Source organism: Kitasatospora sp. NPDC093550, assembly GCF_044764985.1.
Classification (GTDB): Bacteria; Actinomycetota; Actinomycetes; order Streptomycetales; family Streptomycetaceae; genus Kitasatospora.
In genome coordinates, this window is record NZ_JBIWJF010000003.1 from 303,861 (window position 1) to 319,364 (window position 15,504).

The window sequence follows — 15,504 nt, forward strand, 5'->3', positions numbered from 1 at the left end:
CGAACCGGCCGCACCCGCCCCGGCCCGGCCCCGGGCACCCCGGGGGCGGCCCCAGGTGCTCCGGCCGCCCGTCGAGGTGATGCGCCCCGCCGCCGTCACCGCCGTCCCGCCCGCCGACGGCCTGGGCGGCGGCGGTGTGCAGTACGAGCTGAAGCTGGACGGCTTCCGCTGCGTCGCCTTCGCCCGCGGCGACGACCCGCCGGTCCTGCAGTCCCGCACCGGCCGGGACCTCGCCCCCGAGTTCCCGCCGATCGCCGCCGCCGTCGCCCGGCTGCCCGAGGGGGTGGTGCTGGACGCCGAACTGGTCGCCTGGCGCGGCGGCCGCTTCGCCTTCGGCGAGCTGCTGCGCACCCGCCAGGCCCGGGCCGCGGCCCCGGACGTCGCGCTCGGCCTGATCGCCTTCGACCTGCTGGCCCTGCCCGGCCGCGACGTCCGGGGTCTCCCGCTCACCGACCGTCGCCGTCTGCTGCTCGCCGCCCTGGCCGACGTCCCGCCGCCGATCCAGCCGGTGCTGGCCACCACCGACCGGACGGAGGCGCTGGAGTGGATGGAGCAGCTCGCCGACACCGGGGTGGAGGGCCTGGTCTGCAAGGCCGCCGCCTCCCCGTACCGCCCGCGCGGCGCTGGCCGCGCCTGGGTGAAGTACCGGCGCAGCGACACCCTCGACGCCACCGTCCGCGCCGTCACCGGGCCGGCCGCCCGGCCGCACGCGCTCATCCTCCAACTCGACGACGGCCGGGTCTTCCTGACCACCCCCCGGCTCACCCCCGTGCAGTCCCGCGAGGTCGCCGACGTCATCCGCCCCCTGCTCGGCCCGCCCTCCACCGACCCCGACCACGGCCCGGTCCACCCCCTCACCGCCCCGCTGCGCGCCGAACTCACCCTCACCGGCCGCCCACCCACCGCCACCTTCGTCCGCCTCCGCGGCGACTGACCCGGCGGCCCGGCCGCCGCCCGGGCCCGGGCGCGGCGTCATGACCGTGCGCCCCCCGCACGGAAGCCGCCCGCCGTGTCGCGCGCCACCCTGGTGTCCGCGCTGGGCGCTCCGGGGCCGCCCTTGCCCCCGCTAGCGCCGCTTGGCCGCGGCGTGGGCGAACTCCGTCACGAAGGCGTCCTCGAAGAGCGGGAGGTCGGCGGGCTTGCGGCTGGTGACCAGGGGGCCGGGGCCGTCGTGGCAGACGTGCACCGGTTCGTCGACCCAGTGCGCGCCGGCGTTGACCAGGTCGGTGCGCAGGCTGGGCCAGGAGGTGAGGGTGCGGTCGCGGACGGCGTCGGCCTCGATCAGGGTCCAGGCGGCGTGGCAGATCGCCGCGGTCGGGCGGCCCGCCGCGCAGCAGCCGTGCACGAAGGCGACCGCCGCCCGGTCGAGGCGGAGGTGGTCGGGGCTGGCGACGCCACCGGGCAGGACCAGGCCGTCGTAGTCGGCCGGGTCGGCGTCGGAGACCAGGGCGTCCACGGCGAAGGTGTCGCCCGGGGCGCGGTGCCGGACGGCCTGCACGCGCCCCGCGGCGGTGGACAGCAGGCGCGGGGTGCCGCCGGACTCGGCGACCGCCTGCCACGGGGAGGTCAGCTCGGACTGCTCGACGCCGTACGGCGCGACCAGGAAGGCGATCGTCCGGCCGGTGAGCGTGGTGGACGGCCAGCGCATCGGTGCGGGCCGCTCAGCGCGGTCGGGGGGCGGTCAGGTCGACGGCGGCGGGCGGGGCGGAGCTGAGCCTGGCCCGCGGGCAGTCGAGGTGGACGGCGAGCACCAGGTGGTCGACCCGGGCGACCAGGCCGACCGGGACGAGCACCCGGGTGCCCGGCACCCAGGGCTCGGCGTCGACCAGCAGGTGGTCCCCGGTGTCCTGCTCGACCCGGCCGACCGGGCCGTCGGTGGCCAGCACCTCGTACCCGACCAGGCCGAGGTCGGCGGCGGGGTGGGTGCCCGGGCGGTGCTCCCACAGGTCGGTGGTCATCGCGTCACGCCTCCGGCCGGTCCCAGGGCCGTCGTTCGCGGCGCTCCTCCGGCTCGGCGGCCGCGGCCCGTTCGGCCCGCGCGGCGCCGCGGCGGCGGAGCAGTTCCGAGGTGGCGACGGCGGCCGCCACGGTGGCCGCCCAGACCACCCCGAGCGCGGCCAGTACGGCCGTGGTCGGGGTCCGCACGCCCACGCTGAGGCAGATCGCGCTCATCACCAGGGCGGTCAGCACCACCCCCGCCGTGACCCGGCGCCCGACGGCGCGGAGCACGCGCCGGACCCGGCCGGGGCGCTTGGCCCCCATCGTGCTCAGCTTCCGGTCGAGCCGTGTGTCATGGCGCAGATCGGACTCGATCTCCTCGAGGAGCCGCCGCTCCCATCCGCTCAAAGCGGGTCCGTCCATCTCGGTCACCTCCGGCACTTCCGGTGACGTGCTCGCACCGGGGCGGTTGCCCGGTGCGAGGCGGCGCTAACCGTTCCGGGCACCGCCCGTCCCCGCGCCCACGGGTCCGAAGGCCCGGGGGCGGGCGAGCAGGCTGTCGTCCAGGACGCGCAGCAGGGCGGCGGCGTCGCGGTGGACCTCGGCCGCACCCGCCGCCCGCAGCTCCGGACCGGCGTTGCCGCCGGTCTCCAGGGCGACGCACGGCACCCCGGCCCGCCGCGCCGCCCGTACCTCGCGCACGCTCCCGGCGACGGCCACGGCGTGCGAGGGCTCGCCGTCCACCAGCGCCAGCGCGGCCCCCACCGGGTCTCCCCCGGGGTCGGCCACGGTCAGGACCGGGACCCCGAGGGGACCGGGCCCGGTCAGCACGACCGTCCAGCCCCGGGCGGCGCACTCGCGCAGCAGCTCGGTGCCGCCGGGCGGCGCGGGCCGCCAGCCGGTACCGAAGAGAGCTGCCGAGATCACCGTCATGGCCACCGCTTCCGTTCGAGGGCCAGGCACCGTATGCGCCCTTCCAGGTTAGGCCGCTCCTCCGCCCGGCGCGCTGCCTACCCGGCGCGGACGCCGGGGGACGGGGGGAGAGCGGGCACGGGGAGGGCACGGCCCGGGGCGGCCGGGAACCGGCTGGGTGGCGGGCGGGGACTGCCGGCGACGGCGCGGGACGGGGACTGCCGAGGCCGGGGGCACGGGCGAGGGCGCCGGGGGCCGGGGAACGGCCGGGCGGGGAAAAGGGCTTGGCGGCCCGGCGGGGCCCCGCGATACTCCGGGGGTCCGTGAGTGGGGGGAGCGCGAGTGGCAGTGTTCGTGTGTGCCGGGTGCGAGGGGGAGCTGAGTGTTCCGGTGTCCCGGGTGGCGCTGCCGGCCCATGCGCACGGGGAGGGCGGCGACCGGTTCCTGCCGCCGGTGCTGCAGCCGGGCAGCTACGCCGTCGATCCGGAGCCGTCCGGGCCGCCGTTCCGGAGCTGGTCCGGGATCGGAGCGCGGGAGGCCGCCGCACGCGGGGTGTACGCGCCGGTGCCCGCCCTGTCGTTCGCTCCCCCGGGCCGGATCCTGCTGGCGCCCGGGGACACCCGCGGCACCGTCCTGATCCCCGAGCGCTGCGACGGCTGCTGCGCCTCGGACGGCCGGCTCGGCCCCAACCTGGCCTGTGCCCGGTGCGGGCGCGAGGTGGGCACCCGGATCGACGACTGCCACCACTGGCAGGCGGTCTGGTTCGAACCGGACGCCGTGCGCGAACTGCCCGTCGAGGGCCCGACGCGGCCGGCCGGGGACGGCTGGAGCGTGCCGGGCCTACCACCGGTCGAGCCCCAGGGCTGGTGGAGCGCCCAGTGGCGGGCCGCCGTCGGGACGACGCTCGCCGACCTCCTGGCGGCCTCCGGGGGCGAACCGCTGGACCTGCCCGAGGGCCTGCTCACCGAGACCTTCGGCCACACCCTGGCCGGGGTGCTCCCCTGCGGCACCCCGGCCCGGCGCGTCGCCCTGGCCGGGCCCGGCCTCGTCCCCCCGATCCCCCCGGCTGCCCCGGTCTCCCCGGTCGCCTCGCCGGACATCGCGCTGGTTCCCCGGCACCCCTGGACGGGCGCCGTGTGGCAGCCCTCCGACGGCTCGGTGCCCGTCCCCCTGGACGCCGAGGTGTGGACGTACCTCGCCTTCCCGCAGCCGGCGTCCCCGACCCGCCTGCCCGAGGGGGTCGAGCGCGACGACCCGCTCCCGCTCCGGCCGCACCGGCTGTTCACCCCCGACCGGTGGCTGCTCCTGCACCGCCTGGCGCGGCTGCCCACCGTCCGGGAGCCGTGGCTGCGGGCGATCTACGACCGGCTCGCGGCCGACGGTCCGTTCTGAGGGCGGGGGCGGTCCCGGGCCGGCGTCAGGCCGCCGTCGGCACGCCCGCGTTGGCGAGGACCTCCCGGGCCGGCAGCGCGACGCTCGCGGCGGCGGTGAGGCCGGTGGCCGCGAGGTGGGCGTCCGCGATCCGCAGGCCGGCCGCGTACCCGGCGAAGTCGGGCAGCCCCACCGGCTCGCAGCCCATCAGCCGGGCGGTCGCGTCACCGTGGACGTACGGGGGCAGGTTCCGCATCCCGGCCACCTCGATCCCGGCGGCGACCTTCCGGTACGCGCGCTCCAGCTCGGCCCCCGTCAGGGCCGTGGCCCACGGACCGAGGGCCCGCTCCCCGGCGAGTTCCCGGACGAAGGCCTCGGCCAGTCCCTCGGCGACGACCTGCTCGCCGACGGTGACGGTCACCGGGTTCCAGGCCACGTTGGCGTAGCGCACGTTGTGGTGGAGCTCGTGCGCCGCCGCGTGGCCGATCTTCGCCAGGGCCGTCGCGGTGGGCCACATCAGCAGCTGGATCGCGCCGGGGAAGCCGCCCATCCCGACGTAGCCGTGGTTGCGGACGGTCAGGTGCTCGTCGTCCGGGTCGCCGAGCACCAGGACGACGTGCACGGTGTCGGCGTGCGCGATGCCGGGCACCGCGCCGTCGATCCGCTCCCAGGCGGCGGCGAGCGCCTCCTCGACCCGCTGCCAGACCCCCGCCGCCCGCATCTCCCGCACGGCGGGCAGGTACCGCTCGTCCTCGCGGTCGAAGCGGAAGCCGCTGCCCAGCCGGTGCATCCGGACCGGGTCGGCCTCTCCCACCACCCGGGTCAGCACGCCCTCCAGGGGGCGGTACAACTCCCGCAGGGCGTCAGCCCGTTCGGCCACCGGTCGCCGGAGGAGGTCGAGCATGGCGCTCGCCGTGTCGTGAACGATGATCCTCATGACACGGACGCTAGGCCCTCCCGTTGCGTGAGGGTCAACACCTCCGGGGCGGGAGGGCGGCCCCGCCGTTCACGCCGACAGGGCCGGGTACGGGTCGGAGGCGAGCCGGGCGTGCAGGTGCTCGTCGTTGTAGTCCCGGCCCTCGTGGCGGAAGGAGGCGCGCAGGGTGCCCTCGTACGGGAAGCCGGCGCGGACCGCGACCCGGCAGGACGCGTCGTTGCCGACCCCGTGGAAGAGTTCGATGCGGCGGGCGCCGGCGGTCTCGATGCCCCAGCGGGTGACGGCGTCGGCGGCGCGGGTGGCCAGGCCGCGGCCGCGGGCGGCGGTGAGCAGCCAGTAGCCGACCATCGCGACGCCCTCGGCCCGGTCCGTCCAGCGCAGGATGACGTTGCCGAGCAGGCCGCCGTCCGCGGCGTCGGTGATCGCGAAGGAGGCCGTGGTGTTGTCGGCCCAGTGGGCGTCGCAGCGGTCCAGGTAGGCCTCGGCGCCGGCCGGGTCGGTGCTGGTCAGCGGGGTCCACAGGGCGACGGCCGGGTCCGCCGAAGCGGCGACCAGGGCGGGCACGACGCCGCCGGGCAGGTCGAGGGCCCGCCCCCAGGGGCGCAGCAGGGCGTCGCCGAGGTCGAGGACGGTGGAGCGGAAGGTGCGCGGGTCGGTCGCGGGGGCGGTCCCGGCGGCCGTCGCGGGTTCACCGGCGGAAGCGGGGCCGGCGGAAGCGGGGCCGGCGGAAGCGGTGGCGGAGGAGTCGGTGGTGGTCATCCGGCCTTCCTATCCCCGCTCCCCCGGGCCCGCCAGCGAATATTCCGCCCGGGCGGACGGGTCCGGGTGCGAGGATCGAGCGGTGATCGAGCTGCTGACGGCCCACACGGCCGAGGTGGAGCGCGCCGTGCTGGACGAGGCGCGGGCGCTGCTGTTCGAGGTCTTCGACGACATGGCGGACGAGGACTGGGAGCACGCCCTGGGCGGAGTGCACGCGCTGCTGCGCGAGGACGGCGTGCTGATCGGGCACGCGTCGGTGGTCCAGCGCCGGATGCTGCACGGCGGGCGGGCGCTGCGGGCCGGGTACGTGGAGGGCGTCGGGGTACGGGCGGACCGCCGGGGGCGGGGGCACGGCGGGGCGCTGATGGACGCGATCGAGCGGGTGGTCCGCGGCGCGTACGAGGTGGGGGTGCTGGGCGCCGCGGACGATGCGGTCGCGTTCTACCGGCGGCGCGGCTGGCAGCCGTGGCGCGGGCCGCTCTGCGCGATCACGCCGGGCGGTCTGCGGCCGACGCCGGACGAGGAGGGCGCGGTGTTCGTGCTGCCCGGCTCGGCGCCGCTGGACCTGGACCGCCGGCTGGCCTGCGACTGGCGCGACGGCGACGTCTGGTGACCGCCCGGGCGGGGTGATCCCCCCAGGGATGGCCCACCAGGCCCGGTGGCCCGGTGGGCGGGGTGATCCACCGAGCGGGGTGGTCCACCGGACGCCGCCGTCCGTGCGGGCGGGTCAGATCCGGGCCAGGTACCCGTTCTCCACCAGCCAGAGCACGTTCAGCCTGGCCGGGCCACCGGGCACCAGGGCGGCGTCGAGCTGGTACTGCAGGCCCCAGCCGGGCTGGTTGAACCAGGGCGCGATCGGGCCGGCGTGCACCGTGAACGCCTTGACCACCTTGTAGTCGTGGTAGTTGCAGGCGGCCGGCGGGTTGCCGTCCAGGCTCTGCGGCGGGATCGCGCGGTTGGCGTAGGGCAGGCCCTCGGGGGCGAGGAAGGCGCCGTACTCGCTGCCGTAGCGGTCGATGTTCTGGTTCGGGTAGAGGGTCAGGTCGAACTCGATCGGGCTGCCGTCCGGGAAGGTGACGTAGCCGTCGGCGGGCGGGTAGATCCAGCCGCCCTTGCCGCCGTTGGCGGCCGCGTCGTAGTACCTGGCCAGGAAGTCCCGGTCGCTCGCGCCGCCGGTGCGCTGGTAGCCGAGGAGCTGGCGGCCGACCGGGCCGGTGCGCGGGAGGTCCTGCGGGCCGAGGCGGGCGTCGTCGTGGAAGAAGGCGGCCGAGCACTGGTCGGCCGCGGCGGCCACGGGGGCGGGGGACGCGGCGGCGGCCGGGAGGCTCGGGGCGAGGGCGGCGGCGGCCGCGACCAGGGGTATGGCGAGCAGGCGAAGGCGCACGGTGTCTCCGTCAAGGGGGCTCGTACGGAGGGTCGTGTCACTCACCCTCCGCGTTCGGACGACCACCAGGCAAGCGGATCTTCTGATCATCCGTCAACACGGCTTGGCCGAAAGTGCGCTGGATCCGCCGGTTTCCTCCGAGTCCGGCACCTTCCGTTCAGCGCCCCGGGGCGACCCGTCCCACCAGGTGGAGCAGCCGGTCGAGGGAGTCCTTCGCGTGGGGCTCGGTCAGGTTCACCATGAGCCGGAAGGCGACCTTCAGCAGGGCCGGGCTGCCGAGTCCGGCCGAGCCGGCGGCGCCGAGCAGCCGGGGCCGGCCGAGCAGGTCGGCGGCCAGCCGGCCGAGCGCGAAGTAGCCGGCGTAGGCGGAGCGCAGCGTCTGCGGGTAGGCCCGCAGGGCGAGTTCGCGGCTGCGGTCGGTGCGGCGGGCGAGCGCCTGGACGATCGCCTCGGCGGCGTAGCGGCCGGATTCCATCGCGTAGGCGATGCCCTCGCCGGTGCCCGGGCTGACCGTGCCACCCGCGTCGCCGACGAGCAGCAGGCCGTCCGCGTAGTGGGGTTGGCGGTTGAGGCCCATCGGGAGGGCGGCGCCGCGGATCGGCTCGGTGACGCCGTCGGGGGTGTAGCCGTACGCCGGCGGCAGGTCCTCGCACCAGCGGCGGAGCAGCTCCCGCCAGTCCACGTCGGTGCCGGCGGTGTCGAGGACGCCGAGGCCGACGTTCGCGGTGCCGTCGCCCATGCCGAACACCCAGGCGTAGCCGGGCAGCAGGCGCCCGGCCGGGTCGTCGGGGTCGCGCAGGTCGAGCCAGGCCTCCAGGTAGCGGTCCTGGTGGCGCGGGGTGGTGAAGTACGTCCGGTAGGCGACGCCCATCGCCCGGTCGGTGCGGCGGTAGCGCTTCATGGCGACGGACAGCCGGGTGGAGTTGCCGTCGGCGGCGACCACGATCGGGGCCCGGTAGACGGCGGGCCGGCGCTCCTCGCCCAGCTTGGCGGTGACGCCGGTGATCCGGCCGGTCCGCTCGTCGACCAACGGGCCCGCCACGTTGGCGCGTTCGACCAGCCGGGCACCGTAGGAGGCGGCCTTGCGGGCGAGCAGCTCGTCGAAGTCGGCGCGGCGGCGGACCAGTCCGTACCCGGGGAAGGCGGAGAGCTCGGGCCACTCGAATTCGAACGAGCGCCGCCCGGTGACCAGCCGCAGGCCGCGGTTGTGCAGCCAGCCGGCCTCCTCGGAGACGTCGATGCCGAGGTCGGTGAGCTGCTTCACCGCGCGCGGGGTGAGGCCGTCCCCGCAGACCTTCTCACGCGGGAAGGCCGACTTCTCCAGCAGCAGGACGTCCAGCCCGGTCCGGGCGAGGTGGGCCGCGGCGGTGGAGCCGGCCGGGCCGGCGCCGACCACGATGACGTCGGCACTCTCCTCGGGGGCGCCCTGCTCGGCGGTGCCCTGCTCGGCAGCACCGTCCTCGGCGGCGCTCTCCTCGGCGGTCTGCTCTGGGCCGGGCATCGCACTCTCCCACGGGTCGGATCGGCTGCGCGCGCAGCGGATTCAGCGGACTGGGCGGTTCCAGACGGACGATAGAGAAAGCCGGTGCCCGCCCGCCGCCCCGACACGCAGGCCGCCGACGGGGACCGGTCAATACCGGCCACCTCGGCCCCACGGGTTCACCCCCCGGCTCGGGGCCCGGAGTTGACCCGCCGCCGGCCGCACACCGGCCAGAACGCACACGAAACCATGACAACCGGGTGATCGGATCGTTGTAACGAACTAAGCGGACCAACTACTCAGAGCGATGCATTTCGGCCAAACCTCCCTTGCGTCACGTTTCCCACTGCGGGAACTTTTGTGCCCCTCACGTCGTACGGCACCGGCTCCCGCCGAAACGGCCGACCAGAGGCTCCCTCCCGCCGCGCAGGCTCGTCCCGGCCTGCCGTACCCGATGGAACGCCCATGCACATCCGCTCCACCGCCGCGCGCTCCCTGGTGGCCGTCCCGACCGCCGCCGCCCTGATGCTGCTCGCCCCCGCCGCCGCGCACGCCGTCGCGGGCGGCAAGGGCGGTGCTCCCGGCAACAACGGCACCGTCAAGATCCACGACGCCGGCACCGGCCAGGAGGACGTCCGCAACGAGCCCAAGGTCTGCACCTTCTACCTGGACTCCTTCGGCTTCGACGCCGGCCAGGACGTGATCTGGGCGATCACCACCGTCGGCGGCGGCCCCAAGGAGAAGCTGGTCGCGTACGGCGACCTCCCGGTGGACGGCCACGGCCACGTCCGCACCGAGGACATCCACCTGCCGGACGGCCACTACAAGCTGTACTGGCAGTCCGTCGAGCTGGTCGACGGCGAGCTGCCGCAGGACGCCAAGCTCAACAACCCCAAGCACAAGGTCTTCAAGGTGGACTGCGGCGCCGAGACCCCGGCCCCGACCGGCAAGCCCTCGCCGACCGTGACGCCGACCCCGACCAAGACCCCGTCGAGCGGCCCGACCACCGTGCCGACGCCCCCGGCGCACAGCCCGTCCGCCCCGGTCACCCCGTCGGCCCCGGCCACGCCGACCGCCACCACGCCGGCGAAGCCGACCGCGACCCCGAGCGCCACGGCCACCACCCCGGCGCCCACCACCCCCGCACCCACCGCGCCGGCGACCGACGAGCCGACCGTCGCCCCCACCGGCGCGCCGAGCGCCGGCCCGTCGACCCCGCCGACCGCCACCGTGCCGGTGCACCAGCCCACCACCGACACCCAGGTCAGCCCGGACGCGCCGCTGACCCTGCCCACCAAGGTCAGCGTCCCCACCCCGATCCCGGGCGCCCCCTCGGACGGCAAGAAGCTGGCCACCACCGGTAGCGACGGCACCCTGCTGTACGCGGGAGTCGGCACCGCGCTGCTGCTCGGCGGCGCGGGCGCGGTGGTCTACACCCGCCGCCGCCGCACCTCCTCCTGAGGCCGTGCGCCCCGGGGGCGGTGGGCCAGACGGCGCCACCGCCCCCGGGACGCCGGGGTCCGTCGCCGGACCCTGGGGGCCCGAAGGAGCAAGCCCGTCCGGGGCGCTGACCCCGCCCCGGACACCGCGCCGCGTCTGAGCCGTGGCGTGCAGGGCCCCTGGACCCGCGAGCAGCCGCGGGGCCAGGGGCCGACCGTCGTCGGCGGCGCCCGTGTCCCGGGGGGGCCACGGCCGACGGCACCGCCGACGACGAGGGACTCCCGGCCACGGGGGTGAACCGGGGCCCTCATCCGGCTCTACGGCCGATCGGGCGCCCCGGGTTCACCACCCGCACCACGGACACCGGCCGGGCCCCCACGACCACGGGCCACGACCACCGGCCACGGAACGCCGGAGGCCCCTGGCTCCATGGGGGAACCGGCCAGGGGCCTCCACCCTTCAGCACGGACGGCCCGGCCCCGCCGGTTCACCACGCGCACGGCCGGTTCACCGCGCGCACGCCGACCCCGCCGGGCCGGGAACGCCGGAAGCCCCTGGCCGCACGGGGGAACGGGCCAGGAGCTTCCACCCCCCCACTACGGCTGAGCCGCCGTCACGGGTTCACCGCCAGCACCACGTACCCCGCCAGCACCGCCAGGTGCACCGCGCCCTGCAGCGGCGTCGCCCGGCGCGGGATCACGGTGAGGATGCCCAGCACGACCGTCAGCGTCAGCAGCACCATGTGCGCCGGCCCCAGGCCGAGCACGAGCGGGCCGGACAGCCAGGTGGAGGCGATGGCGACCGCCGGGATGGTCAGGCCGATGCTGGCGAGGGCCGAGCCCAGGGCCAGGTTGAGGCTGGTCTGCACCCGGTTGCGGACGGCCGCGCGCAGCGCCGCGATGGTCTCCGGCAGCAGCACCATCATGGCGATCACCACGCCGACCACGGCGTGCGGGAGTCCGGCGTCGTCCACCGCCTTCTCGATGGTCGGCGAGACACCCTTGGCCAGGCCCACCACCGAGACCAGCGCGACGGCGAGCAGCAGCAGGCTGAGCCCGGCGGCCCGGACGGAGGGCGGGCTCGCGTGGTCCTCCTCGTCCAGCACCCGGCCCTCGGGGGTGACGGCCAGGAAGTAGTCCCGGTGCCGGACGGTCTGGGTGGCGACGAAAAGTCCGTAGACCACCAGCGAGGCGGTGGCCGCGTAGATCAGCTGGGTGGTCGAGAACTGCGGGCCGGGCGAGCTGGTGGTGAAGGTCGGCAGCACCAGGCTGAGGGTCGCGAGGGTGGCGATGCAGGCGAGTGCGGCGCCGGTGCCCTCGGCGTTGAAGACGGCGGTCCGGTACTTGACCGCGGCGACCAGGATGGACAAGCCGAGGATGCCGTTGCAGGTGATCATCACCGCGGCGAACACGGTGTCCCGGGCCAGGGTGGAGGACTTGTCCCCGCCGTCGGCCATCAGCGTCACGATCAGCGCGACCTCGATCACGGTGACCGCCACCGCGAGCACCAGCGATCCGAAGGGCTCCCCCGACCAGTGCGCGATGACCTCGGCGTGGTGCACGGCGGACAGCACGGCGGCCACCAGGAAGCAGGCGACCACGCCGACCACCCAGCCGGGCAGGTCCTCGTGCCAGGTCAGGGCGAGGACGACGAAGGACACCACCGGAACGACGACGGTCCATTGCGCGGCGGCCGCGCGGAGCTTCGTGATCATGCCGCCGAGGATCCCAGACCGCGAGCCGGTCACCCGCGTGCCCGCGCCGGGATTCGTAGGGATGTGGCACGAGTCGCCCCGGTGCGTCCCCTCACCCGCCGTAGTCGGACAGGTAACGGAGCATCCGGTCGACGTGCGGCCGCACCCGCTCCGGGACGCCCCGGGCCGTCTCCACGGTCTTGTCGCTGGTCCGGTAGGCGGCCGTGACCAGGGCGGGCAGGTCGCTGCCGAAGCCGGCCCGCTTGAGCTGCTGGTCGAGCCAGCAGACGTAGTTGCCCATCGCGGCGATCGCGTCGCCCGGGTCCAGGTAGGACTTGGGACCGGGGTGGGTGGCCGCCTTGGACCAGGCGTCGAAGACGGAGGGGGTCCACATCGCGATGCCGTACTCGCCGGTCTCCGGGCTGGCCGCGTTCGGGTCGAAGCCGCTCTCGGCCTTGAGCATCGCGGCCAGCAGCACCGGGGTGACCTCCGGTTCGGGGCAGCGCCGGGCGGCGGTCTCGATCATGCCCCGGTAGGCCACCGGGACGTCCGAGCCCGCCGGGATCGCGCCGGGCAGCGGGGGCGGCGCGCGATGGGCACCCGGCCGGGCGGGCTCCGGCCCTCCGGTCAGCGCGAGCACCGTGAACGCGCAGGCCAGCAGGCCCGCCCCGGTCCGTACGGCGGCGCGGCGGCGCCGGGCCGGACGGGCGGTGGCCCGGGCCACCAGCCCGGCGAGGTCGGCCCGGGCCCGCTCCTCCCGCCCGGCGGCCAGGCAGGCGGTCACCACCGGGCGCCAGCGCACCGGCAGGGCCTCGTCCAGCCGCAGCGGCGCCGCACCGCGCGCGTACGCCTGGGCGGCCAGTGAGCGGGCCCGGGCGGTGGCGCCGAGGAAGGGGTGCAGACCGCCGGTGAGCAGCTGGTGGGCGATCACCCCGAAGGCCCAGACGTCGGCGCTCGGGCGCACCGCGACCCCGCGCGCGCCGGTGCGCTGGGACCACCACTCCGGCGGCACGTGGTCGGGCGAGCCGAGCGGCGGGGCGTAGGCGTGGGTGCCCTCCAGCTCGGCGGTGAGACCGAAGTCGGCGATCTTGGCGGTGCCGTCGGGCATCAGCAGGACATTGGCCGGTTTCAGGTCCCCGTGCACCCAGCCGGCCCGGTGCATGTGGGTCAGTCCGGCGCAGACCCCGGTGAGGATCCGCTCGGCTCCGGGCACCGCCGTGCCGGGCCGGGCGGCGGCCAGGACGTCCTGCAGGCTGCGGGCGGCGCGCTCCATCACCAGGGCGACGGCGCCGTCCAGAGCGGGCTGGTCCGGGTCCCGGACGGTGACCACGGCGAGGGTGCGGATCAGGTGGGGGTGGTCGGCGCGGCGGCTGAAGCGCTGCTCGCTGCGGGCCATCTGGACGACGGTCCGGCGCTGGCCGGGGCTGAACCGGGCGGCGCCGAGGAGCTTCACGGCGACGGGGGTGCCGTCCGGGGCCTGCGCGGCGTGGACGCGGCCCCAGGCGCCCGCGCCGAGGAGGGCGCCGAGGCGGTAGCCGGCGATCGGGTAGCCCTCCGGGACCTCGGACAGGCCTTCCGGTGGGCCGTCGGGCGGTCGGCCCTCCGGCGGCGGCCCGGCGGGCGGCTCCGGTCCGGGCGGCCCGGCGGCGGGGCTCACGGCCGGGCGGCCGCGCGCCGGGGCGGGAGGAGCGCCAGGTGTTCCTCCCGGACCAGGTCGAAGCGCAGTGCCAGGGCGGCGAGTTCCTCCCGCTTGCCGCCGCCCGGGCCCTCCTCGTACGGCTCGCGCAGCCGCAGCTTCGTCTCCACCAGGTAGTCGATGTGGTAGTTCACCGCCGAGCGGGTCAGCCCCCGGCAGGAGGGCAGGGCGCGCAGCCGGGCCAGCACCTCGGTCACCCCGGGGACGACGGCGGCGGAGGGGGAGCGCAGCCGGGGCTCGCAGAGCGCCAGCAGGACCAGGAAGTACTTGGCGGTCGGGTCCAGGGCGAAGGGGCTGACGGTGCGCTCACCGCCGGCGTCGCCGGGCCGGCCGTCCAGGTAGGCGTGCTGCGGGGCGAAGACCTTGAAGGAGGCGGGCTCGCCGAGCGCGGGCAGCAGCACCCGGGAGAGCTCGAACGGCACCGGCGCCCCGAGCCGGCCGGGCGCCACCTTGACGTGCTCCCCCGCGCCCTCCAGGTTCTCCACGACGTAGGTGGCCGTGGCGCTGAAGTTGGACAGCCGCCAGTAGTCCTCGGCCGCGACCACCTCGCCGGCGCGGCGCGAGACGCCCTGGTCGGGCAGTGGGACGGCGACCGGCCGGCCGGGCTCGCCGCGCCCGAACACCGCCGCCTCGCCCGGGCCCATCCGCAGCAGTCCGGGGGCGTGGCCGGGCGCCATCTCGGGCCCCGGGCCTGGAAGTTGCACGATGACCGTGTCCACGCAGCCACCTCCGTGGGATCGGAATCGATGGTATCCGCCCTTTTCGCCCCGATGGCACCGCGCCACCCGGACGAGTGAAGGGCCACCGCCAACGCCGCCCGGCCCGCCGGGAGTTGCCGCCCACCCGCAGGGACCGCCCACCCCGCCCCGACGGTGCGTACACGGCGGGGAAAGGGTGATCCAAGACTTGGTCAAGGCGGCGGCGCTCGCCGCGCGGCGGCACCGGCGACCGGCCACCGCGGCGCTTCGGGGCGCCGTGAATCCCTGGGGTCGCTCGTGCATCGTGGAGTTGACGCCGTTCTCCCGGCCGGCGCGGGCCGCGGCGGCCCGCGCCGCCGCTGACCTCGGACATCGCCGAGCACCGGAGGACGCCGCCGAGAGGCCGACGCCGATGAACCGATCATCCGTCAGACGCCGAGTCGTCCGGATACCGAACACTGGGCGAATGGTTGCAGCATGTAGTTGAACGGTCACCATGAGTGTGACGCAACGCACACCATCCGACGTCCACAATGTGTGCAAGACTCATCCCAAGGAGTGAGATTCCCTTAATTTCCAAGGAGGTTCGCATCATGCGCACTCGGATCGCAGCTGTGATGATGACGGTGGCAGGGATCGCCGGACTGACGGCGGGCCCGGCCACGGCCGCCACGGCAACGTCCGAGACCGACACCGCGGCCTGCGCCACGGTGCTCAACCGTCCCTGCATCTCGCACCAGACCGACGGCGAGGGCGTCGTCGGCGTCGCCCAGGTCACCGCCGACCCCGGCCAGTTGACGATCGTCAGGGTCGAGGTCCGCACCCAGGCGGCCTGGGGCAGCCCGTGGGAGACCGCCGCCTCGGCCACCACCGTGCGGCTCGGCTCCGCCAAGGCCGTCACCCCGCGCGTCGTCACCACCGACCTGCACATGATCTGCGCCACCGCCGGCCCGGCGCTGGACGCGGCCAAGCAGGTCACCACCTGTACCAGCCCGTTCTGATCACGGGAGGGCCGGCCGCCGGGACCCCCGTTCCCGGCGGCCGGGCCGTCCGCCCGACGCCCCCGCCCGGCCCCCCGTCCAGCTCCCCCGCCCAGCCCCCGTCCAGCCCCCGTCCAGGCGTCCGGACCGAAGAACAGGAGGTCAAGGACCGCCTCCCACCGGCCCCGGGTGGACCTGGGGCACCCGTTCACGGCA

At 76.2% G+C, this 15,504-nt stretch carries 16 protein-coding genes; 5 read left to right on the plus strand and 11 right to left on the minus strand.

Annotated elements, in window-relative coordinates; genetic code table 11:
• The first annotated feature begins 79 nt into the window (after nt 1–79).
• The gene (locus ACIRD3_RS06795; RefSeq protein ID WP_402212872.1) at nt 80–934 is read left to right on the plus strand and encodes a DNA ligase; all 855 of its coding nucleotides are present in this window, start codon (nt 80–82) and stop codon (nt 932–934) included.
• A 132-nt stretch (nt 935–1,066) separates the two neighbouring features.
• Here ACIRD3_RS06795 and ACIRD3_RS06800 read toward each other — a convergent pair whose 3' ends face one another.
• From ACIRD3_RS06800 to ACIRD3_RS06815, 4 genes are all read right to left on the minus strand, one after another.
• Complete coding sequence (locus tag ACIRD3_RS06800) at nt 1,067–1,648, minus strand: type 1 glutamine amidotransferase domain-containing protein (RefSeq protein ID WP_402212646.1); 582 nt, start codon at nt 1,646–1,648, stop codon at nt 1,067–1,069.
• A gap of 13 nt (nt 1,649–1,661) precedes the next feature.
• Complete coding sequence (locus ACIRD3_RS06805) at nt 1,662–1,958, minus strand: PRC-barrel domain containing protein (RefSeq protein WP_402212648.1); 297 nt, start codon at nt 1,956–1,958, stop codon at nt 1,662–1,664.
• 4 nt (nt 1,959–1,962) lie between these two features.
• Nucleotides 1,963–2,361, minus strand: coding sequence for a DUF3040 domain-containing protein (locus tag ACIRD3_RS06810; protein WP_402212650.1), 399 nt, complete (start codon nt 2,359–2,361; stop codon nt 1,963–1,965).
• Nucleotides 2,362–2,427: 66 nt separating this feature from the next.
• Entirely contained in the window at nt 2,428–2,871 is a 444-nt protein-coding gene (locus ACIRD3_RS06815) for an HAD family hydrolase (protein ID WP_402212653.1), read from the minus strand.
• A gap of 321 nt (nt 2,872–3,192) precedes the next feature.
• Here ACIRD3_RS06815 and ACIRD3_RS06820 point away from each other — a divergent pair, with 321 nt between their 5' ends.
• Entirely contained in the window at nt 3,193–4,242 is a 1,050-nt protein-coding gene (locus tag ACIRD3_RS06820) for a hypothetical protein (protein WP_402212655.1), read from the plus strand.
• 25 nt (nt 4,243–4,267) lie between these two features.
• Here the strand turns inward: ACIRD3_RS06820 and ACIRD3_RS06825 are convergent, their stop codons facing one another.
• Both ACIRD3_RS06825 and ACIRD3_RS06830 read right to left on the minus strand, forming a co-directional pair.
• Entirely contained in the window at nt 4,268–5,158 is an 891-nt protein-coding gene (locus ACIRD3_RS06825) for a DUF2268 domain-containing protein (protein WP_402212658.1), read from the minus strand.
• 69 nt (nt 5,159–5,227) lie between these two features.
• Nucleotides 5,228–5,917 carry a GNAT family N-acetyltransferase gene (locus ACIRD3_RS06830; protein WP_402212661.1) on the minus strand — a complete coding sequence of 230 codons (690 nt, stop codon included), beginning with the start codon at nt 5,915–5,917 and terminating at the stop codon, nt 5,228–5,230.
• A gap of 82 nt (nt 5,918–5,999) precedes the next feature.
• Between ACIRD3_RS06830 and ACIRD3_RS06835 the strand changes: the two genes are divergently transcribed.
• Entirely contained in the window at nt 6,000–6,530 is a 531-nt protein-coding gene (locus tag ACIRD3_RS06835) for a GNAT family N-acetyltransferase (protein WP_402212663.1), read from the plus strand.
• Nucleotides 6,531–6,644: 114 nt separating this feature from the next.
• On the opposite strand, the gene ACIRD3_RS06840 is transcribed toward ACIRD3_RS06835, so the two are convergent.
• Nucleotides 6,645–7,301, minus strand: a complete 657-nt coding sequence (locus ACIRD3_RS06840) for a TNT domain-containing protein (RefSeq protein WP_402212666.1) — start codon at nt 7,299–7,301, stop codon at nt 6,645–6,647.
• 157 nt (nt 7,302–7,458) lie between these two features.
• Nucleotides 7,459–8,802, minus strand: a complete 1,344-nt coding sequence (locus ACIRD3_RS06845) for a geranylgeranyl reductase family protein (RefSeq protein WP_402212669.1) — start codon at nt 8,800–8,802, stop codon at nt 7,459–7,461.
• Nucleotides 8,803–9,246: 444 nt separating this feature from the next.
• Here ACIRD3_RS06845 and ACIRD3_RS06850 point away from each other — a divergent pair, with 444 nt between their 5' ends.
• Entirely contained in the window at nt 9,247–10,242 is a 996-nt protein-coding gene (locus ACIRD3_RS06850; RefSeq protein WP_402212671.1) for an LPXTG cell wall anchor domain-containing protein, read from the plus strand.
• 592 nt (nt 10,243–10,834) lie between these two features.
• Here ACIRD3_RS06850 and ACIRD3_RS06855 read toward each other — a convergent pair.
• The 3 genes from ACIRD3_RS06855 to ACIRD3_RS06865 all read right to left on the minus strand — a co-directional run bounded on the left by ACIRD3_RS06855 (nt 10,835) and on the right by ACIRD3_RS06865 (nt 14,329).
• Complete coding sequence (locus tag ACIRD3_RS06855) at nt 10,835–11,935, minus strand: calcium:proton antiporter (protein WP_402212674.1); 1,101 nt, start codon at nt 11,933–11,935, stop codon at nt 10,835–10,837.
• 91 nt (nt 11,936–12,026) lie between these two features.
• Nucleotides 12,027–13,571 (minus strand): serine/threonine-protein kinase, encoded by a 1,545-nt coding sequence (locus ACIRD3_RS06860; protein WP_402212677.1) that lies wholly within the window; start codon nt 13,569–13,571, stop codon nt 12,027–12,029.
• Nucleotides 13,568–14,329, minus strand: coding sequence for a serine/threonine protein kinase (locus tag ACIRD3_RS06865; protein ID WP_402212680.1), 762 nt, complete (start codon nt 14,327–14,329; stop codon nt 13,568–13,570). The genes ACIRD3_RS06860 and ACIRD3_RS06865 overlap by 4 nt, the downstream gene beginning before the upstream one ends.
• A 572-nt stretch (nt 14,330–14,901) precedes the next feature.
• Here ACIRD3_RS06865 and ACIRD3_RS06870 point away from each other — a divergent pair.
• Nucleotides 14,902–15,309 carry a hypothetical protein gene (locus ACIRD3_RS06870; RefSeq protein ID WP_402212683.1) on the plus strand — a complete coding sequence of 136 codons (408 nt, stop codon included), beginning with the start codon at nt 14,902–14,904 and terminating at the stop codon, nt 15,307–15,309.
• Nucleotides 15,310–15,504 lie beyond the last annotated feature (195 nt).

Bases quoted from the DNA above. Each gene is read 5' to 3' on its own strand.
- ACIRD3_RS06870 (WP_402212683.1), top strand. From the start codon at position 14,902: ATGCGCACTCGGATCGCAGCTGTGATGATGACGGTGGCAGGGATCGCC.
- ACIRD3_RS06810 (WP_402212650.1), bottom strand. From the start codon at position 2,361: ATGGACGGACCCGCTTTGAGCGGATGGGAGCGGCGGCTCCTCGAGGAG.
- ACIRD3_RS06850 (WP_402212671.1), top strand. From the start codon at position 9,247: ATGCACATCCGCTCCACCGCCGCGCGCTCCCTGGTGGCCGTCCCGACC.
- ACIRD3_RS06815 (WP_402212653.1), bottom strand. From the start codon at position 2,871: ATGACGGTGATCTCGGCAGCTCTCTTCGGTACCGGCTGGCGGCCCGCG.
- ACIRD3_RS06855 (WP_402212674.1), bottom strand. From the start codon at position 11,935: ATGATCACGAAGCTCCGCGCGGCCGCCGCGCAATGGACCGTCGTCGTT.
- ACIRD3_RS06800 (WP_402212646.1), bottom strand. From the start codon at position 1,648: ATGCGCTGGCCGTCCACCACGCTCACCGGCCGGACGATCGCCTTCCTG.
- ACIRD3_RS06825 (WP_402212658.1), bottom strand. From the start codon at position 5,158: ATGAGGATCATCGTTCACGACACGGCGAGCGCCATGCTCGACCTCCTC.
- ACIRD3_RS06805 (WP_402212648.1), bottom strand. From the start codon at position 1,958: ATGACCACCGACCTGTGGGAGCACCGCCCGGGCACCCACCCCGCCGCC.
- ACIRD3_RS06830 (WP_402212661.1), bottom strand. From the start codon at position 5,917: ATGACCACCACCGACTCCTCCGCCACCGCTTCCGCCGGCCCCGCTTCC.
- ACIRD3_RS06795 (WP_402212872.1), top strand. From the start codon at position 80: ATGCGCCCCGCCGCCGTCACCGCCGTCCCGCCCGCCGACGGCCTGGGC.
- ACIRD3_RS06845 (WP_402212669.1), bottom strand. From the start codon at position 8,802: ATGCCCGGCCCAGAGCAGACCGCCGAGGAGAGCGCCGCCGAGGACGGT.